Raw genomic sequence first — 22,695 nt, 5'->3', positions numbered from 1 at the left:
AGGCTGTTGGTGTAGCATTAACCAACTAAAGGTTGACTTTATTTCACCGGATACGCTTTCGTAAAGCAATAGTAAGCTGATATTCTACCACACTATGAGCAAAACACATTTAACAGAACAGAAGTTTTCCGACTTCGCCCTGCACCCAAAGGTGATAGAAGCCCTTGAAAATAAAGGGTTTCATAACTGCACGCCCATTCAGGCCCTCGCGCTGCCGCTAACGCTGGCAGGTCGTGATGTTGCAGGGCAGGCGCAAACCGGTACCGGAAAAACGATGGCGTTCCTGACGTCAACGTTTCATTATCTTCTCTCTCATCCCGCGATTGCCGATCGCAAGGTGAACCAACCGCGTGCGTTAATTATGGCGCCAACGCGTGAGTTAGCCGTGCAAATCCACGCTGATGCCGAGCCGCTGGCACAGACCACCGGTCTGAAATTAGGCCTGGCTTATGGCGGCGACGGTTACGACAAACAGCTGAAAGTGCTGGAAAGCGGCGTCGATATTCTTATCGGCACCACCGGTCGTCTCATTGACTATGCAAAGCAGAACCACATTAACCTGGGCGCGATTCAGGTCGTGGTGCTGGATGAAGCCGATCGTATGTACGATCTGGGCTTTATTAAAGATATCCGTTGGCTGTTCCGTCGTATGCCGCCAACCACCCAACGTCTGAACATGCTGTTTTCTGCAACCCTCTCTTATCGCGTCCGCGAACTGGCGTTCGAACAAATGAATAACGCTGAGTATGTGGAAGTCGAACCAGAGCAGAAGACAGGTCACCGCATTAAAGAAGAACTCTTCTATCCTTCCAACGAAGAAAAAATGCGTTTATTGCAAACGCTGATTGAAGAAGAGTGGCCAGATCGCGCCATCGTCTTTGCTAACACCAAGCATCGTTGTGAAGATATCTGGGGCAGCCTCGCTGCGGATGGTCATCGCGTCGGCCTGTTGACCGGTGACGTGGCGCAGAAAAAACGCCTGCGTATCCTGGATGAGTTCACCCGTGGCGATCTCGACATTCTCGTTGCGACTGACGTGGCCGCGCGTGGCCTGCATATCCCAGCCGTAACGCACGTCTTTAACTATGACCTGCCGGATGACTGTGAAGATTACGTTCACCGTATCGGTCGTACGGGTCGTGCTGGCGCAAGCGGTCACTCTATCAGCCTCGCCTGCGAAGAATACGCGCTGAATTTACCTGCAATCGAGACCTATATCGGCCACTCGATTCCGGTCAGCAAGTACAACCCGGATGCGCTAATGACCGATCTGCCGAAGCCGCTGCGCCTGACGCGCCCGCGCACAGGTAATGGCCCACGTCGTACCGGTGGCGCTCCGCGTAATCGTCGTCGTTCAGGTTAAGAAAAGTTATGCCATACACAAAATCATTCAGCCTTTATCAAGGCGGCAAGAAAACGAATCCCGATGAGCTTACTAAAGTAAGTGATTCGGGTGAGAGAACGCAGCCAACACAGATACAGGTTGAAGGATGAAGTGTATGAACTCTACCTCGTTGTATGCGGCAATCGATCTCGGCTCCAATAGTTTTCATATGCTGGTCGTACGCGAGGTGGCGGGAAGCATCCAGACGCTCACGCGTATTAAACGCAAAGTGCGTCTGGCCGCTGGACTCAATAGCGACTACGTTCTCTCCACAGAGGCGATGGAGCGCGGTTGGCAATGTCTTCGCCTGTTTGCTGAACGCCTGCAGGATATACCTCAACCGCAAATCCGCGTGGTCGCCACGGCAACATTACGCATCGCCGTAAATGCCGATGAGTTTATCGCTAAAGCGCAAGATATCCTCGGCTGTCCTGTCCAGGTCATTAGCGGCGAAGAAGAAGCACGACTGATTTATCAGGGTGTAGCCCACACTACCGGCGGGGCCGATCAGCGTCTGGTCGTTGATATTGGCGGCGCCAGCACTGAACTGGTTACCGGCTCCGGCGCACAAACGACTTCCTTGTTTAGCCTGTCAATGGGCTGCGTCACCTGGCTCGAACGGTATTTTACCGATCGTAATCTGGCGCAGGAAAACTTCGACCAGGCCGAGCAGGCTGCGCGCGAAGTGCTGCGTCCGGTCGCTGACAAACTGCGTTTTCATGGCTGGAAAGTCTGCGTTGGTGCTTCTGGTACCGTCCAGGCGTTGCAGGAAATCATGATGGCGCAAGGCATGGATGAGCGTATCACGCTGGCGAAACTTCAGCAGCTAAAGCAGCGAGCCATTCATTGTGGCCGTCTGGAAGAGCTGGAAATTGAAGGCTTAACGCTGGAACGTGCGCTGGTTTTCCCCAGCGGGCTGGCGATCCTGATTGCCATTTTCACCGAACTGAATATTCAGTGCATGACCCTTGCTGGCGGCGCATTACGCGAAGGGCTGGTCTATGGCATGCTACATCTGGCGGTGGATCAGGATATTCGCAGCCGCACGTTACGTAATATTCAGCGTCGATTCATGGTCGATACAGAACAAGCGCATCGCGTTGCCATGTTAGCAACCAAATTCCTCGATCAAGTCGAAAATAAGTGGCATCTGGAAGCAATTAGCCGCGAACTGCTGATTAGCGCCTGCCAACTGCATGAAATTGGGTTGAGCGTTGATTTTAAACAGGCACCACAGCATGCGGCTTATCTGGTGCGCAATCTCGATCTTCCAGGTTTTACGCCGGCGCAGAAAAAACTGTTAGCCACGTTGTTACTCAACCAGACCAATCCGGTCGATCTCTCTTCGCTCCATCAGCAAAACGCCGTGCCACCGCGCATCGCGGAGCACCTTTGCCGTTTGCTGCGTCTGGCGATTATTTTCGCCAGCCGTCGCCGCGATGATTTGGTGCCGGAAATTCAGCTGGATGCAAGAGATGAGCACTTGACGGTCATACTGCCTGAAGGCTGGCTGGAACATCACCCGCTAGGTAAAGAGCTCATCGATCAGGAAAGCGAGTGGCAAAGCTATGTCCACTGGCCGCTGGAAGTACGTTAATCGTTGATTTGCCGGAAGGCGCTTGCGCTTATCCGGCCTACGGCTTCGCTTTCGCCTTTGCCATCATCGCCCGAATATTGGCAATACTGGCCTGCCCTTTTTGCATCCGTTCCTCAGCGCTTACCACTTTACGCTCCTGTTCCCAGATAACGTCATCCTGTGGCAGTTCTAACAGGAAACGGCTCGGTTCCGGGCGTACCAGCTCACCGTACTGACGGCGTTCTTTGCACAGGGTAAAGATGAGCTCTTTCTGTGCGCGGGTAATCCCTACGTAAGCCAGACGACGCTCTTCATCGATATTGTCTTCATCAATGCTGCTCTGGTGCGGCAAAAATCCCTCTTCCATTCCCACCATAAACACGTACGGGAACTCCAGCCCTTTCGAAGCATGCAGCGTCATCAACTGCACCTGATCCAGTTCTTCTTCGCTCTCTCCGCGCTCCATCATGTCACGCAGGGTAAAACGAGTAACCACCTGGGTCAGGGTCATTGGCTCTTCCAGCTCGCTGCCTTCCAGCATCTCTGTCATCCAGCTAAACAGCGTGTTGACGTTCTTCATGCGCATTTCTGCCGCTTTCGGATTCGGCGAGGTTTCATACAGCCAGGACTCGTAATCAATGCCGTGGATAAGATCGCGCACGGCCGCAACGGGCTCACGCTCTGCCAGGCGCTGAATTTCACCCAACCAGTGCGTAAAACGGGTCAGTGAATCATATCCGCGTCCGGTCAGCGTCGAGCTCAGGCCCATGTCAAAACTGGCGGTAAACAGGCTTTTATTACGCGTCATCGCCCATTCACCCAATTTCTGCAGCGTCGCCGGGCCAATCTCGCGCTTCGGCGTATTAACGATGCGCAGGAACGCGCTGTCGTCATCCGGGTTGCTGAGTACGCGTAGATAGGCCAGCAAGTCTTTAATCTCCGGACGAGAGAAGAACGAGGTACCGCCGGAAATTTTGTACGGGATGCGGTTCTGCATCAGGAATTTTTCAAACACCCGCGACTGATGGTTGCCGCGATACAGAATTGCATAGTCCTTATACTGCGTCTTATTGACGAAGTGATGGGCGATCAGTTCACCGGTGACGCGCTCCGCTTCATGCTCTTCATTATTGGCGCTCAATACCTTAAGCTCCGCACCATAGCCCAGCTCAGAAAAGAGTCGCTTTTCAAACACATGCGGGTTATTAGCGATGAGAATATTCGCCGCCTTGAGAATGCGCCCGGAGGAGCGGTAGTTCTGCTCCAGTTTAACCACCTGCAAGTCCGGGAAGTCTTTGCTCAGCAGCACCAGGTTCTGCGGACGCGCGCCGCGCCAAGAGTAGATCGACTGATCGTCATCGCCCACGACGGTGAAGCGTGCCCGTTTCCCCACCAGCAACTTCACCAGCTCGTACTGACTGGTGTTGGTGTCCTGATATTCATCCACCAGCAGATAGCGGATTTTATTCTGCCAGCGCTCGCGCACTTCTTCATTGCGCTGAAGCAGCAGCGTCGGGAGCAGGATCAGATCGTCAAAATCGAGAACGTTACACGCCTTCATATGGGCGTCATACAAACCGTAGCAGTGGGCAAAAATACGATCGCGTTCGCCCTTCGCGCTGGCTGCAGCCTGCGCCGGGGTCATCAGATCGTTTTTCCAGTTGGAGATCGTCGAGATCAACTGTTGGAGAATAAGCTTGTCGTCTTCAATTAGCCCTTCGGTCAGTTCCTTAAGCAGGGCCACCTGGTCGGTATCGTCAAACAACGAGAAGTTCGACTTCATCCCCAGCGCCGCATATTCGCGCTTAATGACATCCAGTCCCAGTGTGTGGAAAGTGGAGATCATCAACCCGCGTGCTTCTTTACGCCCCAGCGTTTGCGCCACGCGCTCTTTCATCTCGCGCGCAGCCTTATTGGTAAAGGTTACGGCCGCAATATGTCGTGCCTGGTAGCCACATTCACGAATCAGATGCGCGATTTTATTGGTGATAACACGTGTCTTACCGGAACCAGCTCCCGCCAGCACCAGGCAAGGTCCGGTGACGAATTCGACGGCTTGTTGTTGTCCGGGGTTCAAACGCATAGAGGATTGCTCAATCTGTAAACACGGGGAGGTGGATTGTAGCAGAAAGAGGGGGAGAAAGAGTAACTGGCTACCTCTGCGGGTAGCCAGAAAATCGGGTCAATCAGGAGACCGTCGCGGCAAGCGGTGTATAGCCGTTTCGCTGCGCACTTTTGATCCAGCTGTAGGATCCCATCACCGCGATTGCCGTCAGCAGGACATACTCAAGCGACATGGCGTAAACGCCCTGCACCGCGTATATAACCACGCTAATAACATCGATAAGTACCCATAGCAGCCAGTTTTCAACATATTTACGCGTCATCAGCACCATGGCCGCAATCGACAATACCAGCATGGTGGAATCCCAGAACGGGAAAGCATCAGGCTGGAGGTCAGGCATAGCGACCTGCATACCAAATGTCTGCAGCAGGGCAATCATGATGCGGGTGAGCGCTGAAAACACCGGGTCGATAAACAGCGTCATCAGAACTATCGCCACCGCGCATACGCCGCCCAGTACCAGGGTTTGCTGGCGGGAAAGCCAACGTACTTTGAGCGCAGCTTCCTGCGCCTCGTTTTGCCGGCTCCACGCATACCAGCCGTAAATGTTAGCGGCGAAGAAAAACACCTGCAGCAGCAGGCTGGCATAGAGCTGAATCTGGAAGAAAATCGCGGCAAACAGCGTGACGTTAATCAAGCCAAACAGGTAATTGATGATTTTTTCCCGGCTGGCACACCAGATACATAACAGACCAAATACGGTACCAATGGCTTCAATCCACGATAGCGCATACCCGCCTTCGCCGAGAGGAATGTTGACCATCACATTGTTAATGCTAAAAAAGTCCATCACTGACCTCCTGACTGGCTGACGGAATAAATGGCGCGGAGCGCCAGGGCAATTTGCCGTTCTTCGCCCTGCTGGCACAACGCGTCCTGTTGGACATAATCATTGATGCTGCTATCCAGACAACCGTTGTGGGCAACCACCACGTTGAGTAATGACGCCGTACGTAACCCTCGCAGCGCGCCGATAGTCATCAGAGCGGCGCTCTCCATATCCGCGCCCAGAACGCCGAGCGCCGACCACTGCGCATCCAGTTCTGCTTCCCGATCGGTATAAAAACTGTCGTGGCTACGCACCAGGCCGCACACGGCGGGGATATTCATCTGGCGAGCCTGCGCCATCAGTTCCCAGGTTAACTGCGGGTCGGCGCAGGCCGGATAGCCTGCTGGCGCATAGGTACGGCTGGTCCCGTCATCCGTTACTGCGGCATGGGCGATAATCACGTCACCGAGCGCAAGATTATCCTGCAACGCCCCACAGCTACCGATACGAATCAGGGTTGTTAGGCCGATCTGGCGCAGTTCTTCAATGGCAATCGCCGTAGACGGCCCGCCGATCCCGGTAGAGAGCACCAAAATCTCGACGCCCTTATACCAACCTCGCGCGGCGCGAAACTCCCGGTTTTGACCAAGCAGTTCTGGGTTATCAAGAAAATTGACGATGCGGTCCACCCGCAACGGATCGCCCGGCAGCAGCGCATAGCGTGCGCCGGTCATCTCCTTGCTTAACTGGATATGGGGTTGCAGCGACATTCTCGCGCCTCCTTCACTCTTGCGGTTATCCGATATCAGCCTCCTGCTTTAACTTTTCAGGGACTAACAACACAATGCTTTCACCATCGGTATCAATAATCTGTAACGCTTTCAGATCATGTAAAATACGATTAATACTACGGGTCGTCGCCGCCAGCTCCTCGCTGAGGTTTAGCTTATCCAGCAAGATTGCGTTGGTGCCATCTTGTTGATAACGCAGCCATAACGCCTGACATACTCGCTGATGCAGCGAGTAAAGATTGTCGCTGCTGGCCTTTTTTGACAGCTGATAATATTGCTGACTAAAGAAGCGCAGCATCCGCTGGTTAAAATGGTTATCTAAGGCCAGCCAGCGGCAAAAATATTCCTGCGACAAACTCAGGAGCTGCACATGCCCTACCGCCACCACCGAACAGATGTAATGACGTGACTCAAAGATCTCGAGCTCGCCCAGCATGTCGCCTTTCCGGTAGCGGGCCTGACGATAACGACGTCCATCTTCAGCCTCATAGAACACATCCACTTCGCCAGCAATAATCAGCGAAAAGCGCTGACATATTTCCCCCTGCCGGCAAATAAAGTCTCCACGCGGGATCTCTTCAAAGCGCCATTGCTGCATGATTTCCAGAGGGCAATATTTCAGTAATTCATAAAGCTGTGGATCGCGAACAATATCACTAAGCCCGGAAAGCCAGCCGACTGAAAATTCAGGTTTTTTCATTGTATCCATGTTATCTCGCTCCACAGCGGTAGGGACAGGACAGCTGTCCGTGACAAGAAGGAACAGGACAGATAAAAATGTCGCTCATCTCTCGCTTCCATACATCAGGCGAGACATCTGTCCCGTGATGGCGAAGAGTATATGTTCACGGCGAAGGCGGATGATAAAGTAACGAGATATCTTTGAGACATGAGAACAAAATAATGGCTAAGAGCGCGGCAGCCCTGCACATCCTGGTAAAAGAAGAAAAACTTGCTCTGGAAATCCTGAGCAAGCTGGATCGCGGTATTAGCTTCGATCACCTGGCAAAACGCTACTCTCGCTGCCCATCCGGGCGCAACGGCGGCGATTTGGGTGAGTTCAAACAGGGGATGATGGTCGGGCCATTTGATGCCGCCGTGTTTAGCTGCCCACTGCTTAAACCTTACGGGCCGGTCAAAACCAAATTCGGCTATCACATCATCAAGGTGCTGTATCGCCGATAAGCCATGCTAAAATCGCCAGCCTTATATATTCCCTTTTGAAGGCACGATCATGGCAAAAACAGCAGCAGCAGTGCATATCCTTGTAAAAGAAGAGAAACTGGCACTGGATCTTCTGGAGCAGATTAAAAACGGCGCCGACTTCGGCAAACTGGCGAAGAAGCATTCCATCTGCCCATCGGGCAAACGCGGCGGCGATTTAGGTGAATTCCGTCAGGGCCAGATGGTGCCGGCGTTCGACAAAGTGGTCTTCTCCTGCCCGGTGCTGGAGCCAACCGGCCCGCTGCACACCCAGTTCGGTTACCACATCATTAAAGTGCTGTACCGCAACTAATAAAAAGCCCGGTGTTTAAACACCGGGCTTTTTTATCGGATGGCGATACGCTTATCCAGCCTACATAATGGTCACTTTATTGTAGGCCGAATAAGGCGTTCACGCCGCCATCCGGCGATTCCAGCAGCCTCTTATCCAGCTACTGCAATGCGCTTCATATCAGTCATGTAGCCACGCAGTTTCTGGCCTACTTTCTCGATAGCATGACCGCGAATTGCGTCGTTCACGTCGCGCAGCTGCGCGTTGTCTACCGCGCCTTCGGCAATCGCTTTGCCCAGATCGCCAGCCTGCAGCGTGGTCATGAACTCTTTCAGCAGCGGTACGCAAGCGTAAGAGAACAGGTAGTTACCGTATTCTGCGGTATCGGAGATAACGACGTTCATTTCATACAGGCGCTTACGGGCGATGGTGTTGGCAATCAGCGGCAGTTCGTGCAGTGATTCGTAGTAAGCAGATTCTTCGATGATGCCGGAATCGACCATGGTTTCGAACGCCAGCTCAACGCCCGCTTTCACCATCGCAATCATCAGCACGCCTTTATCGAAGTACTCCTGCTCGCCGATTTTACCTTCATACTGCGGCGCGGTTTCGAACGCGGTTTTGCCGGTCTCTTCACGCCAGGTCAGCAGTTTCTTATCGTCGTTGGCCCAGTCAGCCATCATGCCGGAAGAGAATTCGCCGGAGATGATGTCGTCCATGTGTTTCTGGAACAGCGGCGCCATGATCTCTTTCAGCTGTTCAGACAGCGCGTAAGCACGCAGTTTCGCCGGGTTAGACAGACGGTCCATCATCAGGGTGATACCACCCTGCTTCAGCGCTTCGGTGATGGTTTCCCAGCCGAACTGAATCAGTTTTTCGGCGTAAGCCGGGTCGGTGCCTTCTGCCACCAGCTTGTCGAAGCACAGCAGAGAACCGGCCTGCAGCATGCCGCACAGGATGGTCTGCTCGCCCATCAGGTCAGATTTCACTTCCGCCACGAAAGAAGATTCCAGTACACCCGCACGGTGACCGCCGGTGGCCGCAGCCCAGGCTTTAGCAATCGCCATACCTTCGCCTTTCGGATCGTTTTCCGGGTGAACAGCGATCAGCGTCGGAACACCGAAACCACGTTTGTACTCTTCGCGCACTTCGGTACCCGGACACTTCGGCGCCACCATCACTACGGTGATGTCTTTACGGATCTGCTCGCCCACTTCGACGATGTTGAAACCGTGGGAGTAGCCCAGCGCCGCGCCATCTTTCATCAGCGGCTGTACGGAACGCACCACGTCGGAGTGCTGTTTGTCCGGCGTCAGGTTAACCACCAGGTCAGCCTGCGGGATCAGCTCTTCATAAGTACCCACTTTAAAACCGTTTTCGGTCGCTTTACGCCAGGAAGCACGCTTCTCAGCAATGGCTTCTTTACGCAGGGCATAAGAAATATCCAGACCGGAGTCACGCATGTTCAGGCCCTGGTTGAGACCCTGAGCGCCACAGCCGATGATGACCACTTTTTTACCCTGAAGGTAGCTCGCGCCGTCGGCGAATTCGTCGCGGCCCATAAAGCGGCATTTACCCAGCTGCGCCAGCTGCTGGCGCAGATTCAGTGTATTAAAGTAGTTAGCCATGATGGTGTACTCCGTGATGTTGTGTGTCGTTACTCTATGGATTTCGAGTTACAGGAAGGCGGCAAGGCAGCGAATCCCCAGGAGCTTACTCAAGTAAGTGACTGGGGTGAGCTGACGCAGCCAACGCATCTGCAACTTGAAAGACGACGAGTATATTGTTCGGTTCGCGTTTCAGCGAGAATGTACCCACATTACAACAGGAAATTTATTGCGGAAATTGATATATTCACAACGTCATGTTGCAAGTTCTGCAATGTAAAGCCGCGAGGTGAAATCGGTGGATTTACGCGATCTGAAAACCTTCCTGCATCTGGCGGAAAGCCGCCACTTTGGCCGCAGCGCGCGGGCGATGCACGTCAGCCCCTCCACGCTCTCCCGGCAAATTCAGCGGCTGGAAGAGGACCTCGGTCAGGCGCTGTTTGTACGTGATAACCGCACGGTCACGCTGACCGAAGCAGGGGAAGAACTGCGGGTATTTGCCCAGCAAACGTTGTTGCAGTATCAGCAACTGCGCCACACCCTCGATCAGCAGGGGCCATCACTTTCTGGTGAACTGCACATTTTCTGTTCGGTGACGGCGGCTTATAGCCATCTGCCGCCGATCCTCGATCGTTTTCGCGCCGAGCATCCCTCCGTCGAAATTAAGCTCACCACCGGCGACGCCGCCGACGCCATGGACAAAGTGGTCACCGGCGAGGCCGATCTGGCGATTGCCGGTAAGCCGGAAACGCTGCCCGGCGCGGTGGCGTTTTCCATGCTGGAGAATCTGGCGGTGGTGCTGATCGCCCCGGCGCTGCCCTGCCCGGTGCGCAATCAGGTTTCCGTCGATAAGCCCGACTGGTCAACCGTGCCGTTTATCATGGCCGACCAGGGGCCGGTGCGCCGTCGCATTGAGCTGTGGTTCCGTCGCCACAAAATCAGTAACCCGCAGATTTACGCCACCGTCGGCGGCCATGAGGCGATGGTCTCGATGGTAGCGCTAGGCTGCGGCGTGGCGCTGCTGCCGGAAGTTGTGCTGGAAAACAGCCCGGAACCGGTGCGCAATCGCGTGATGATTTTAGAGCGCAGCGACGAAAAAACGCCGTTTGAACTGGGCGTCTGCGCGCCGAAAAAGCGGCTGCATGAGCCGCTGATCGATGCCTTCTGGAAGATTGTGCTGGAGCGTAAAATCGCCGAGTAGCGTCAGCGTCTGGCCTAAAATCAGTGGTAGATTCAGTATTGGCACTCCTTTTCTGTATAATGTCCCGTGCCATAATAGATGTGGGGGGCTTGTTAACCATGTCGTTAAGCAAGCCAGAACAGACGGTGTCATTGCGCACTTGACAGCGAAAATACAAACTTAATTAGCCATCATTATGATAATCAAACCAAAAATTCGTGGATTCATCTGTACAACGACCCATCCGACTGGCTGCAAAGTCAATGTGGAAAAACAGATCGAGTACGTTAAGCAAAACGGGAAAATTGAGAACGGTCCTTCCCGCGTGCTGGTGATCGGTGCTTCCACCGGTTACGGCCTGGCATCCAGAATTTCCGCCGCCTTTGGCAGCGGTGCCGCCACTATCGGCGTATTTTTTGAAAAACCGGGCACGGAAACCAAACCAGGTTCCGCGGGCTGGTATAACTCTGCCGCCTTCGATGAGGCTGCCAAACGTGAAGGTCTGTACTCCAAAAGCATCAACGGCGACGCGTTCTCTGACGAGTGCCGCGATGAAGTTATCAAACTGATCAAAGAAGATCTGGGCCAGATCGACCTGGTGGTTTACTCACTGGCGTCCCCGGTGCGTAAAATGCCGAAAACAGGCGAAATCGTTCGTTCTGCGCTGAAGCCGATCGGCGAGGTTTACACCTCTAAAGCGATTGATACCAACAAAGATCAGATCATCACCGCCAGCATTGAGCCGGCAACCGAAGAAGAAGTTCAGAACACCGTTACCGTCATGGGCGGCGAAGACTGGGAACTGTGGATGGGTGCGCTGAGCGAAGCAGGCGTGCTGGCTGACGGCGTGAAAACCGTGGCTTATTCCTACATCGGTACCGACCTGACCTGGCCAATCTACTGGCACGGCGCGCTGGGCAAAGCGAAAGAAGACCTCGACCGCGCGGCGGGTGAACTGCGTAAGCAGCTGGCACCGCTCAACGGTTCCGCTAACGTTGCCGTCCTGAAATCGGTTATCACGCAGGCATCTTCTGCTATTCCGGTGATGCCGCTGTACATCTCTATGGTCTTCAAGCTGATGAAAGAGCAAGGCATTCACGAAGGTTGCATCGAGCAGATCAACCGTCTGATGACCACCAGCCTGTACGGCGATAAAGTGGCGCTGGATGACAATCAACGCATCCGTATGGATGACTGGGAACTGCGTGACGATATTCAGCAAGCCTGCCGCGACCTGTGGCCGCTGATCACCACCGAAAACCTGACGCAGGAAACTGACTATGCAGGTTACAAGCAGGAATTCCTGAACCTGTTCGGTTTTGCCCTCGACGGTGTGGATTACGATGCGGACGTGAACACCGAAGTTGAATTCGAAGTGATCACGCTGTAATTCTCTGATTCAGATGTAAAAAAGGGCTCATGTCTCCATGAACCCTTTTTTTATGGCCGCCGTTAGCCCGCCAGGAAGAAGCGGAACGCCGGGTTATTCGTCTCGTCGTGGCACTCATAGCCAAGTTCATTGAGCCGGGTTTCAAAGTCCGGTTCATTCTCGCCCAGTTCAAACGCCGCCAGTACACGGCCATAGTCGGTACCGTGGCTACGGTAGTGGAATAGCGAGATATTCCAGTGCGTTCCCAGGGTGTAGAGGAACTTCAGCAGCGCGCCCGGTGATTCCGGGAACTCAAAGCTATAAAGGCGCTCTTGCAACGGCTTAGAAGGACGGCCGCCGACCATATAGCGCACATGCAACTTGGCCATTTCATCATCTGACAGATCCACCACGCTGTAACCGCTGTCTTTGAGTAGGCTAAGGATTTCCTTGCGCTCCTCAACGCCACGGCTCAGCCGCACGCCCACGAAGATGCAGGCATCTTTGGCGTCAGCAAAGCGATAGTTGAACTCGGTCACCGAACGCCCGCCCAGCAGTTGGCAGAACTTCAGGAAGCTGCCCTTCTCTTCCGGAATCGTCACCGCCAGCAGCGCCTCGCGCTGTTCGCCCAGCTCGCAGCGTTCGGAAACGTAGCGCAGACCATGGAAGTTCACATTAGCGCCGGACAGCACATGCGCCAGACGTTCGCCGCGAATATTGTGCTGGGCGATGTATTTCTTCATCCCCGCCAGCGCCAGCGCCCCGGAAGGTTCCGCCACCGCGCGTACATCTTCAAACAGGTCTTTCATTGCCGCACAGATAGCGTCGCTATCGACTGTGATAATGTCGTCGAGATACTCCTGGCACAGACGGAAGGTTTCATCGCCGATGCGTTTGACCGCCACACCTTCAGCAAAGAGACCGACGCGTGGCAGATCCACCGGATGACCGGCATCCAGCGCCGCTTTCAGGCAGGCTGAATCTTCGGCTTCGACAGCGATCACTTTGATCTGCGGCATCAGCTGTTTAATCAGCACCGCCACGCCCGCCGCCAGACCACCGCCGCCAACTGGCACAAAGACGCGGTCAAGGTGAGCATCCTGCTGAAGTAACTCCAGCGCCAGCGTGCCCTGCCCGGCAATCACCATCGGGTGATCAAACGGCGGCACCCAGGTAAAGCCCTGCTGCCGGGAAAGCTCAATCGCTTTGGCTTTAGCTTCATCAAAGTTAGCGCCGTGCAGCAGCACTTCACCGCCGAAGCCGCGAACGGCGTCGACTTTGATATCCGCGGTCGCCACCGGCATGACAATCAACGCCTTCACGCCTAATCGCGCAGAGGAGAAAGCCACGCCCTGGGCATGATTACCGGCCGATGCGGTAATGACGCCATGCGCTTTTTGCTCTTCAGTCAGGCCTGCCATCATCGCGTAGGCCCCGCGCAGCTTGAAGCTGTGCACCGGCTGTCTGTCTTCGCGCTTGACCAGAATCACGTTATCGAGGCGCGAAGAGAGTTTTTCCATTTTTTGTAGCGGCGTTACCTGCGCCGCTTCGTAAACCGGCGCGCGCAGTACCGCTCTGAGATACTCGGCGCCCTCAGGGGCACCGGACAAGGGTTGTGAATCCGCCATGGTCATTAACCTCCCAGCTTCGATTTATCGCGCACCGCGCCTTTGTCGGCACTGGTGGCCAGACTGGCATAGGCGCGAAGGGCAAAGGAGACCTGACGCTCACGGTTCTTCGGCGTCCACGCCTGATCGCCGCGGGCTTCCTGCGCTTCACGACGGGCGGCGATTTCCGCATCGCTCAGTTGCAGTTGAATACCGCGATTCGGGATATCGATAGCAATCATATCGCCGTCTTCGATGATCGCGATGTTGCCGCCGCTGGCCGCTTCCGGGGAAACGTGGCCGATAGACAGGCCGGAGGTGCCGCCGGAGAAGCGACCATCGGTGATCAGCGCACAGGCTTTACCGAGGCCCATCGATTTCAGGAAGGTGGTTGGATAGAGCATTTCCTGCATGCCCGGTCCGCCTTTCGGCCCTTCATAGCGAATCACCACCACGTCGCCTTCGACCACTTTACCGCCGAGGATAGCCTCAACCGCCTCGTCCTGGCTTTCGTAGACTTTCGCCGGGCCGGTAAATTTGAGAATACTGTCGTCAACACCTGCGGTTTTTACGATACAGCCATTTTCCGCGAAGTTGCCGTACAGCACCGCCAGACCGCCATCCTTGCTGTAAGCGTGCTCCAGCGAGCGGATACAGCCTTCGGCGCGATCGTCATCCAGCGTATCCCAACGGCAATCCTGCGAGAACGCCTGGGTGGTGCGGATGCCCGCCGGACCAGCGCGGAACATTTTTTTGACCGCCTCATCCTGGGTGACAGCGATGTCGTACTGCTCCAGCGTCTGCGGCAGAGAGAGACCAAGGACGTTTTTCACGTTGCGGTTCAGCAGCCCAGCACGATCCAGCTCACCTAAAATGCCCAAGACGCCGCCGGCGCGGTGAACGTCTTCCATATGGTATTTCTGCGTACTTGGCGCCACTTTACACAGCTGCGGCACTTTACGAGACAGCTTGTCGATATCACTCATGGTGAAGTCGATTTCCGCTTCCTGCGCCGCCGCCAGCAGATGCAGAACGGTGTTAGTGGAACCACCCATGGCGATATCCAGCGTCATGGCATTCTCAAACGCTGCTTTGCTGGCAATGTTGCGCGGCAACGCCGAGGCATCATCCTGCTCGTAATAACGTTTGGTCAGCTCAACGATGCGTTGACCTGCGGTGAGGAACAGCTCTTTACGGTCGGCGTGAGTGGCCAATAGCGAGCCGTTGCCCGGTTGTGACAGGCCCAGCGCTTCGGTCAGACAGTTCATCGAGTTGGCGGTGAACATCCCGGAGCAGGAGCCGCAGGTCGGACAGGCGGAACGTTCAACCTGCTCGCTCTGCGAGTCGGAGACTTTCGGGTCTGCGCCCTGAATCATCGCGTCAACCAGGTCGAGCTTGATGATTTTGTCGGAAAGCTTGGTTTTCCCGGCTTCCATCGGACCGCCAGAGACGAATATCACTGGAATATTAAGACGCAGCGAGGCCATTAACATACCGGGGGTGATTTTGTCGCAGTTGGAGATGCAGACCATCGCGTCGGCACAGTGGGCGTTAACCATGTACTCAACGGAGTCGGCGATCAGCTCGCGGGACGGCAGTGAATAAAGCATGCCCCCGTGGCCCATAGCGATACCGTCATCCACCGCGATGGTGTTGAACTCTTTCGCCACACCGCCTGAGGCTTCGATTTGTTCGGCAACCAGCTTACCGAGATCGCGCAGGTGTACGTGACCCGGCACGAACTGGGTAAAGGAGTTCACCACAGCGATAATCGGCTTGCCGAAGTCGGCGTCGGTCATCCCGGTGGCGCGCCACAGTGCGCGGGCGCCCGCCATATTGCGGCCGTGGGTGGTGGTGGCAGAACGATACTTAGGCATGCTTGATTAACTCCCGTCTGTCTTTCCCCAGCATACTTCACGCCGCAGGTGCGTTGGCTGCCTCGCTCACCCCAGTCACTTACTACAGTAAGCTCCTGAGACTTGCTGCGTTGCCGTCTTCCTGCAACGTGAATTATTTTGGGGAAATATTAATATTGTTATTGGTTTACTGAATCCAACCAGCCGTATTTGTCTTCCGTTTCACCGGTAAAGAGGCCGAAGAAGGCCTGCTGGATGCGTTTGGTGACCGGACCGCAGCGGCCTTCGCCTACCTGAATACCATCTACGCTGCGTACTGGCGTGATTTCCGCCGCGGTACCGGACATAAACACTTCGTCGGCCAGGTACAGCGATTCACGGGACAGCACCTGCTCACGCACTTCGATATCAAGATCTTTCGCCAGTTTAATGATGGCATCACGGGTGATACCCGGCAGCGCGGAAGAGGTAAATGGCGGGGTAAACAGAATGCCATCTTTAACTTCAAACAGGTTCTCGCCCGCGCCTTCGGAAATGTAGCCATTCACGTCCAGCGCAATACCTTCCTGATAACCATGACGACGCGCTTCGCTACCCACCAGCAGCGAAGACAGATAGTTACCGCCCGCTTTAGCAGCCGTAGGGATGGTATTCGGCGCAACGCGGTTCCAGGAAGAAACCATCGCATCGATCCCCTGTTCCAGCGCTTCTGCGCCGAGGTATGCCCCCCACGGGAACGCGGCGATGATCACATCAGTGGTGTAACCCGCTGGCGGGTTAACGCCCATCCCGACATCGCCAACAAATACCAGCGGACGAATATAGGCGCTGGTCAGGTTGTTTTTGCGGATCACTTCGCGGCAGGCTTCCATCAGTTCATCAACGCTCTGAGAGACCGGAAAACGGTAGATCTTGGCTGAATCACGCAGACGCTGCATATGTTCACGATGACGGAACACCACCGGCCCTTTGTGAGAATCGTAGCAACGGATGCCTTCAAATACAGAAGTACCGTAGTGCAGAGCGTGGGACATCACGTGAACCTTCGCGTCTTCCCAACGAATCATCTCGCCATTAGACCAAATGTAATCAGCTTTTTTCGTCGTCATTTTTCTTCCTTTTGCGCTCAGGCGCGGATTTGTTGTGATGTGGTTGTGCTCTGGCAGATAGCAACATGTGCAACGTCTACCAGCTTACTTAACTGACTAAACAGTAAGTCGACCGACCGGGGGCTGGCAACGGTCAATTCGATATTTATATTCTGCGCATCGCTGGCGGCTGCCATATTCATGGAGCACACCTGAAAACCACGATGGCGTACCACGCGTAAAACACGTTCTAACGTTTCCGGGTTGAAACGAGCCTCAACGGCGACCTGATGTTGCATCATGATAATTTCTCCAGCATTTCTGAGTTACTGGCGCCAGGCGGCACCAGAGGCCAGACATTCTCAAGTTCGTCGATTGAGACATGAAGCAGGTATGGCCCCTCGCTGTTCAGCATGGTGTCGAGTGCCGCTTCAACCTGGTCTTTACGGGTGATGTGCTGACCAGGTATGCCGAAGGCGCTGGCCAACATGAGGAAATCGGGGTTATCGGTAAGGGTGGTTTCGCTATAACGTTCCTGGAAAAACAGCTGCTGCCATTGTCGCACCATGCCCAAGCGCTGGTTGTCGAGTAAGACTATCTTCAGCGGCAACTGCCTGCGTTTTACGGTGCCCAGTTCTTGTACATTCATCATGAAAGAACCGTCACCGGAGATACAGATTACCGTATCGTTCGGACGAGCCACCTGCGCGCCAACAGCAGCTGGCAGGCCAAAGCCCATCGTACCCAAACCGCTGGAGGTGATGAAATTTTCCGGGCGGGTGTAGGTCATATGCTGCGCGGACCACATTTGATGCTGACCAACATCCGTCGTCACCACGCTATCTGCTGGTTTGCGTTCAGACAGCTGTTTTAACAACAGCGGCGCGTAGATAGCGTCACCCGGATGATCATAGCGCCAGGCATGTTCTGCGCGCAGCTCTGCACAGGACTGACGCCATGCGTCGATCTTCAGCGGTTGTTGTAATGCCGGCAACAGCGAATTTAAATCGCCCTGCAACGCGACGTGTGCCTGACGCAGCTTATTCATTTCCGCCGGGTCGATATCCATATGGATGACGCTGGCGTTAGGCGCGAAAGTATTCAGCTTACCGGTTACCCGGTCATCAAAACGTGCGCCCACTGCGATCAGTAAATCACTCTCTTGCACCGCGAAATTCGCCGCCTTAGTACCGTGCATTCCCAGCATGCCCAAATAGTACGGGTAGTCCGCGTTTACTGCGCCCAGGCCTTTCAGCGTGCAAGCGACCGGTATTTGGGTATGCGCGATAAACTCACGCAGGGCAGAGACCGCCTGCGCCATACCCACGCCACCACCTACGTACAGGATGGGTTTTTGCGCCTGAGCCAGCATTTTACGCGCCTGCTCAACGTCAGCATGCGGGAAAGTCTCTACGTTTCCGACGGTCGTGAAATACGGTTCCAGCGTACCGCTGGCTAACTGGATATCTTTTGGGATATCGACCAGAACGGGGCCCGGACGACCAGAGTTCGCCACGTCGAAAGCTTCTGCCATGATGCGCGGCAGTTCCTCCAGTGACTGCACCAGGAAACTGTGCTTGGTGCAAGACAGAGACATACCGAGAACGTCCACTTCCTGGAACGCATCCGTTCCGATGAAAGGTGATGCAACCTGGCCGGTGATCGCCACAACGGGGACAGAATCTAACAGCGCATCGGCAAGACCGGTGATCAGGTTGGTCGCGCCTGGGCCGGACGTAGCGATACAAACACCGGTTTTACCCGTAGCACGAGCATAACCAATCGCCGCCATCGCCGCGCCCTGCTCATGTCGACACAACAGGTGTTCTACGCCGCCGTCATATAACGCATCATAAACCGGCATAATTGCGCCACCGGGATAACCAAAGACGGTTTGAACCCCTTGTGCACGCAACGCATGTACCACCCACTGTGCCCCATTCATAGTTACATCCCCGCCGTAAATCTTGAGAAACAGAATTTTATGCTACCGTTCACTTTCTGCTCCTCGTGTATGTTTTTAAGGTCAAAAAAAACCCCCGGACCTTTCGGTGCGGGGGTCTTAGTTCGTTAAGGCTTGTTTTCTAAGCCTTTCCTCGTCCAAGTGCAGCCCCGCACGGTGGGATAATAATCACCACCACGCTAATCACGACCAGGCTAATCACTCGTAGAAGGGCTGTCATTTTTATATTTTCTTGCATCTTGTTCGAAGGAATACCTAAAGAGTTACCATAGAATTTGCAAATAACACAAGAATTTTTTTTATTCGTTTTTCTGACCCCGGTAACGGTTTTGATAAATCGCCTTGTTTTTTATATAAAAAATTAAAAAATGAAAATATTTCACGTTTCAGGTCATGCTTGAGCACACACTCCCCCGCGACAACACCTCATAAATACGTTTGCGAGCGTTATCCCTGGTTTCATGCAAAAGATTTAATTTGCAGAAAAATACGTGAATCAGCACCTAAAATCCGCGATAAAATTAAATTTTTCCGTGATGCATTACCGCATAATGCCTTCATCAGGAGGGGTTATGTCACTATCGATTGTTCATACACGCGCCGCGCTTGGCGTGAATGCGCCAGCCATTACCATTGAGGTACATATCAGCAATGGTCTACCTGGTTTAACCATGGTGGGATTGCCAGAAACAACGGTGAAAGAGGCCCGCGATCGGGTTCGCAGTGCGATTATTAATAGTGGGTATGAATTCCCGGCGAAGAAGATAACCATTAACCTCGCTCCTGCCGATCTTCCCAAAGAAGGAGGGCGATATGATTTACCTATCGCAGTTGCGCTTCTGGCCGCTTCTGAGCAGCTTACAGCCCATAATCTCGATACCTACGAGCTGGTAGGCGAATTAGCGCTTACAGGCACGCTACGCGGCGTTCCAGGAGCGATTTCAAGCGCAACCGAAGCAATAAGAGCAGGCAGGAGAATTATTGTCGCAAAAGAGAATGCCGCTGAAGTTGGACTGATACATGGTGAAGGGTGTCTGATTGCCGATCACCTACAGTCCGTATGCGCATTTCTCGAAGGGAAGCATGATTTAGACAGACCGTTATCTGCAGACTTCACGCCAGAGCCATTAGCCGATGATCTGAGCGATGTCATCGGTCAGGAACAAGGCAAACGCGGGTTGGAGCTCACTGCGGCTGGCGGTCACAACCTGCTGCTTATCGGCCCTCCGGGGACGGGAAAGACCATGCTGGCCAGTCGCCTCAGAGGACTACTCCCGCCGCTTAGCAACGATGAGGCACTAGAAAGTGCTGCGATACTCAGCCTGGTCAATTCCACTACGATACAAAAACAGTGGAAGCAGCGCCCCTTTCGCTCACCGCATCACAGTGCTTCATTAACCGCCATGGTAGGTGGCGGGTCTATTCCTGCGCCGGGAGAGATCTCTCTGGCGCATAACGGCATACTATTTCTGGATGAATTACCTGAGTTTGAGCGACGCACGTTGGATGCCCTGCGTGAACCTATCGAGTCCGGGCAGATCCATTTATCCCGCACTCGGGCTAAAATAACCTACCCTGCACGCTTTCAACTCATTGCTGCAATGAATCCAAGCCCAACGGGTCATTATCAGGGGAACCATAACCGCTGCACCCCAGAGCAGACGCTGCGTTACCTCAATCGATTATCAGGACCGTTTCTTGACCGTTTCGATCTCTCCCTCGAAATCCCTTTGCCTCCGCCCGGCATACTCAGCCAGAGTGCGATGAAAGGGGAAGATAGCGCAACGGTGAAGCAACGCGTTATCGCCGCACAAGAGCGTCAGTATCGGCGGCAAAATAAGTTAAACGCGCATCTGGACAGTCAGGATATACATGAATATTGCCGACTTCGCAGTGATGATGCGCAGTGGCTTGAAGAGACATTAGCGCATCTCGGATTGTCTATCCGCGCCTGGCTGCGATTGATAAAGGTCGCCCGAACCATCGCGGATCTCGAGCAATGTGATCATATTACCCGTCAGCACTTGCAGGAGGCCGTTGGGTATAGGGCGATAGACAGGTTACTCATTCATTTGCAGAAACTACTGACATAAAAAAAGGGCTTTCGCCCTTTTTTATTAATCATCAGATTCGGTGTAGTCTTCTGCACCTTCCACCTGAGGTTTCCCACCAGACAACGTATGGAAACGTTTTGGACGCTTAATACGCGTCATATACTTAGACCACACGCGTTCGGCTTCGGTAACCGGTTCACGTTCACCACGGCATACCGCAACAAACAGTTTTTCTTCTTCCGTTACCGGCTCACGTTTGCCCAGATCCAGCTCGTTGAAAGCATAACCGTGACGCTCAAGCAGTTGTGCTTCTTTAATGGTGAAATCACCATGACGGGAGAATCCGCGGGGATAATATTTATTGTCGAAATATCGATTAGTCGTCGTAAAGCTTTCCGCCATCCTGCACGCTCCTAATTCTTTGGCCGAGCTATTTATGGCGCGGAGTATTAGTTACGCTTGACAGAGCGTCAAACAAAAGATTTAAATCATCACGACAAATAATTTTATGGAGCGAGTTGTGGATACGGAATTGTTAAAAACTTTCCTGGAGGTTAGCCGGACACGCCACTTTGGCAGGGCTGCTGAAGCGCTCTATTTGACCCAATCGGCGGTTAGTTTTCGGATCAGACAACTGGAAAATCAATTGGGTGTAAATCTGTTCACCCGACACAGAAACAATATCCGTTTAACCGCGGCGGGTGAGAAATTATTGCCTTACGCTGAAACGCTGATGAACACATGGCAAGCAGCGCGCAAGGAGGTCGCGAATACCTCGCGGCATAACGAGTTTTCAATTGGTGCCAGCGCATCCCTTTGGGAATGTATGCTTAATGACTGGTTAAGGCGTTTGTATCAGTCACAGGAACCACAAACCAGCCTGCAGTTTGAAGCGAGAATCGCTCAACGGCAGTCGTTAGTAAAGCAGCTACATGAACGACAGCTTGATCTGCTGATCACCACCGAAACGCCCAAAATGGACGAATTTAGCAGCCAACTGTTGGGATATTTCACGCTGGCGCTCTATTGCAGTTCACCTTCACAAACCAAAGATGAACTGAATTACCTACGCCTGGAATGGGGACCCGATTTTCAACAACACGAAGCAGGACTGATCGCGGGGGATGAAGTGCCGGTACTTACCACCAGTTCGGCAGAACTGGCCAGGCAGCAACTTTCTGTCCTTAAGGGCTTTAGTTGGTTGCCCGTTAACTGGGCTAAAGCCAAAAGCGATCTACACACGGTTACCGACAGCACAACGCTGTCACGTCCTTTATATGCAGTCTGGCTGCAAAACAGCGACAAACATGCCCTTATTTGCGATCTGCTAAGAACAAGTATTCTGGAAGATTAAAGAAAGCACTGGCAAGGATGCCGGAAGTAATACAGCAGAAAGGCACAGCTCAAATTGCAGATAAAAAAAATCCTTAGCAAGGATGCTAAGGATTGTTTCTGGCAGGGGCGGAGAGACTCGAACTCGCGACACCCGGTTTTGGAGACCGGTGCTCTACCAACTGAGCTACGCCCCTAAATTTTTTTATTATTAAGCCTGCTTAGTAGCAGGCTTAATTTTCTAATAAGTGGCGGAACGGACGGGACTCGAACCCGCGACCCCCTGCGTGACAGGCAGGTATTCTAACCAACTGAACTACCGCTCCACCGAATTTCTTTGTCACCACCCGGATTTTCATCCCGGCTTACTGCAATTTGATGCCTGGCAGTTCCCTACTCTCGCATGGGGAGACCCCACACTACCATCGGCGCTACGGCGTTTCACTTCTGAGTTCGGCATGGGGTCAGGTGGGACCACCGCGCTACAGCCGCCAGGCAA

20 protein-coding genes, 2 tRNA genes and 1 rRNA gene are annotated in these 22,695 nt (G+C 53.8%); 8 read left to right on the top strand and 15 right to left on the bottom strand.

Annotation, left to right across the window (positions count from 1 at the left end):
- Positions 1-94: 94 nt before the first annotated feature.
- Entirely contained in the window at positions 95-1,363 is a 1,269-nt protein-coding gene (rhlB, locus tag OOJ59_RS21725; protein WP_003829013.1) for an ATP-dependent RNA helicase RhlB, read from the top strand.
- A gap of 136 nt (positions 1,364-1,499) precedes the next feature.
- Positions 1,500-2,981, top strand: coding sequence for a guanosine-5'-triphosphate,3'-diphosphate diphosphatase (gppA, locus tag OOJ59_RS21720; protein ID WP_160955702.1), 1,482 nt, complete (start codon positions 1,500-1,502; stop codon positions 2,979-2,981).
- 37 nt (positions 2,982-3,018) lie between these two features.
- On the opposite strand, the gene rep is transcribed toward gppA, so the two are convergent.
- From rep to OOJ59_RS21700, 4 genes are all read right to left on the bottom strand, one after another.
- Positions 3,019-5,043 (bottom strand): DNA helicase Rep, encoded by a 2,025-nt coding sequence (gene rep / locus OOJ59_RS21715; protein ID WP_085049765.1) that lies wholly within the window; start codon positions 5,041-5,043, stop codon positions 3,019-3,021.
- A gap of 103 nt (positions 5,044-5,146) precedes the next feature.
- Entirely contained in the window at positions 5,147-5,875 is a 729-nt protein-coding gene (gene pnuC, locus OOJ59_RS21710) for a nicotinamide riboside transporter PnuC (RefSeq protein WP_160955701.1), read from the bottom strand.
- On the bottom strand, positions 5,875-6,624 hold the full coding sequence (locus OOJ59_RS21705; RefSeq protein WP_085049763.1) for a nucleoside phosphorylase: 750 nt from the start codon (positions 6,622-6,624) through the stop codon (positions 5,875-5,877). Before OOJ59_RS21705 ends, pnuC begins: the two co-directional genes overlap by 1 nt.
- Before the next feature lie 25 nt (positions 6,625-6,649).
- On the bottom strand, positions 6,650-7,354 hold the full coding sequence (locus tag OOJ59_RS21700) for a Crp/Fnr family transcriptional regulator (RefSeq protein WP_085049762.1): 705 nt from the start codon (positions 7,352-7,354) through the stop codon (positions 6,650-6,652).
- Between the two features lie 194 nt (positions 7,355-7,548).
- On the opposite strand from OOJ59_RS21700, the gene ppiC (OOJ59_RS21695) reads away from it, so the two are divergent.
- The gene (gene ppiC, locus OOJ59_RS21695) at positions 7,549-7,830 is read left to right on the top strand and encodes a peptidylprolyl isomerase PpiC (RefSeq protein WP_038634595.1); all 282 of its coding nucleotides are present in this window, start codon (positions 7,549-7,551) and stop codon (positions 7,828-7,830) included.
- Positions 7,831-7,879: 49 nt separating this feature from the next.
- Positions 7,880-8,161, top strand: a complete 282-nt coding sequence (gene ppiC / locus OOJ59_RS21690) for a peptidylprolyl isomerase PpiC (protein ID WP_003017999.1) — start codon at positions 7,880-7,882, stop codon at positions 8,159-8,161.
- A gap of 131 nt (positions 8,162-8,292) precedes the next feature.
- On the opposite strand, the gene ilvC is transcribed toward ppiC (OOJ59_RS21690), so the two are convergent.
- Positions 8,293-9,768 (bottom strand): ketol-acid reductoisomerase, encoded by a 1,476-nt coding sequence (gene ilvC / locus OOJ59_RS21685; protein WP_160955700.1) that lies wholly within the window; start codon positions 9,766-9,768, stop codon positions 8,293-8,295.
- A 277-nt stretch (positions 9,769-10,045) separates the two neighbouring features.
- On the opposite strand from ilvC, the gene ilvY reads away from it, so the two are divergent.
- A complete protein-coding gene (gene ilvY, locus OOJ59_RS21680) occupies positions 10,046-10,948 on the top strand; it encodes an HTH-type transcriptional activator IlvY (protein WP_038634600.1) in 903 nt (300 codons plus the stop codon).
- A gap of 175 nt (positions 10,949-11,123) precedes the next feature.
- Complete coding sequence (fabV, locus tag OOJ59_RS21675; protein WP_038634603.1) at positions 11,124-12,317, top strand: enoyl-ACP reductase FabV; 1,194 nt, start codon at positions 11,124-11,126, stop codon at positions 12,315-12,317.
- 62 nt (positions 12,318-12,379) lie between these two features.
- Here the strand turns inward: fabV and ilvA are convergent, their stop codons facing one another.
- From ilvA to ilvL, 6 genes are all read right to left on the bottom strand, one after another.
- Complete coding sequence (gene ilvA / locus OOJ59_RS21670; protein ID WP_160955699.1) at positions 12,380-13,924, bottom strand: threonine ammonia-lyase, biosynthetic; 1,545 nt, start codon at positions 13,922-13,924, stop codon at positions 12,380-12,382.
- 5 nt (positions 13,925-13,929) lie between these two features.
- Complete coding sequence (gene ilvD / locus OOJ59_RS21665; RefSeq protein ID WP_038634606.1) at positions 13,930-15,780, bottom strand: dihydroxy-acid dehydratase; 1,851 nt, start codon at positions 15,778-15,780, stop codon at positions 13,930-13,932.
- Positions 15,781-15,938: 158 nt separating this feature from the next.
- The gene (locus OOJ59_RS21660) at positions 15,939-16,868 is read right to left on the bottom strand and encodes a branched-chain amino acid transaminase (protein ID WP_003829030.1); all 930 of its coding nucleotides are present in this window, start codon (positions 16,866-16,868) and stop codon (positions 15,939-15,941) included.
- A 17-nt stretch (positions 16,869-16,885) separates the two neighbouring features.
- The gene (gene ilvM, locus OOJ59_RS21655; RefSeq protein ID WP_038634609.1) at positions 16,886-17,149 is read right to left on the bottom strand and encodes an acetolactate synthase 2 small subunit; all 264 of its coding nucleotides are present in this window, start codon (positions 17,147-17,149) and stop codon (positions 16,886-16,888) included.
- Complete coding sequence (ilvG, locus tag OOJ59_RS21650; protein WP_085049759.1) at positions 17,146-18,792, bottom strand: acetolactate synthase 2 catalytic subunit; 1,647 nt, start codon at positions 18,790-18,792, stop codon at positions 17,146-17,148. The genes ilvM and ilvG overlap by 4 nt, the downstream gene beginning before the upstream one ends.
- A 139-nt stretch (positions 18,793-18,931) precedes the next feature.
- On the bottom strand, positions 18,932-19,030 hold the full coding sequence (ilvL, locus tag OOJ59_RS21645; RefSeq protein WP_001311244.1) for an ilv operon leader peptide: 99 nt from the start codon (positions 19,028-19,030) through the stop codon (positions 18,932-18,934).
- Positions 19,031-19,382: 352 nt separating this feature from the next.
- On the opposite strand from ilvL, the gene OOJ59_RS21640 reads away from it, so the two are divergent.
- Complete coding sequence (locus OOJ59_RS21640) at positions 19,383-20,903, top strand: YifB family Mg chelatase-like AAA ATPase (RefSeq protein WP_038634615.1); 1,521 nt, start codon at positions 19,383-19,385, stop codon at positions 20,901-20,903.
- Positions 20,904-20,927: 24 nt separating this feature from the next.
- Here the strand turns inward: OOJ59_RS21640 and maoP are convergent, their stop codons facing one another.
- Entirely contained in the window at positions 20,928-21,266 is a 339-nt protein-coding gene (gene maoP, locus OOJ59_RS21635) for a macrodomain Ori organization protein MaoP (protein WP_003018025.1), read from the bottom strand.
- 106 nt (positions 21,267-21,372) lie between these two features.
- Here maoP and hdfR point away from each other — a divergent pair, with 106 nt between their 5' ends.
- Complete coding sequence (hdfR, locus tag OOJ59_RS21630; RefSeq protein WP_087856748.1) at positions 21,373-22,218, top strand: HTH-type transcriptional regulator HdfR; 846 nt, start codon at positions 21,373-21,375, stop codon at positions 22,216-22,218.
- A 99-nt stretch (positions 22,219-22,317) separates the two neighbouring features.
- On the opposite strand, the gene OOJ59_RS21625 is transcribed toward hdfR, so the two are convergent.
- From OOJ59_RS21625 to rrf, 3 genes are all read right to left on the bottom strand, one after another.
- Positions 22,318-22,393: transfer RNA gene (locus OOJ59_RS21625), tRNA-Trp, on the bottom strand.
- Between the two features lie 52 nt (positions 22,394-22,445).
- Positions 22,446-22,522 (bottom strand) — tRNA-Asp (locus OOJ59_RS21620).
- 54 nt (positions 22,523-22,576) lie between these two features.
- Positions 22,577-22,692, bottom strand: a 5S ribosomal RNA gene (gene rrf / locus OOJ59_RS21615).
- Positions 22,693-22,695 lie beyond the last annotated feature (3 nt).

This window comes from Citrobacter sp. W9 (assembly GCF_026719375.1).
In the GTDB taxonomy this organism is placed as follows: Bacteria; Pseudomonadota; Gammaproteobacteria; order Enterobacterales; family Enterobacteriaceae; genus Citrobacter; species Citrobacter werkmanii.
This window is presented reverse-complemented; position numbering and strand designations above follow the sequence as displayed.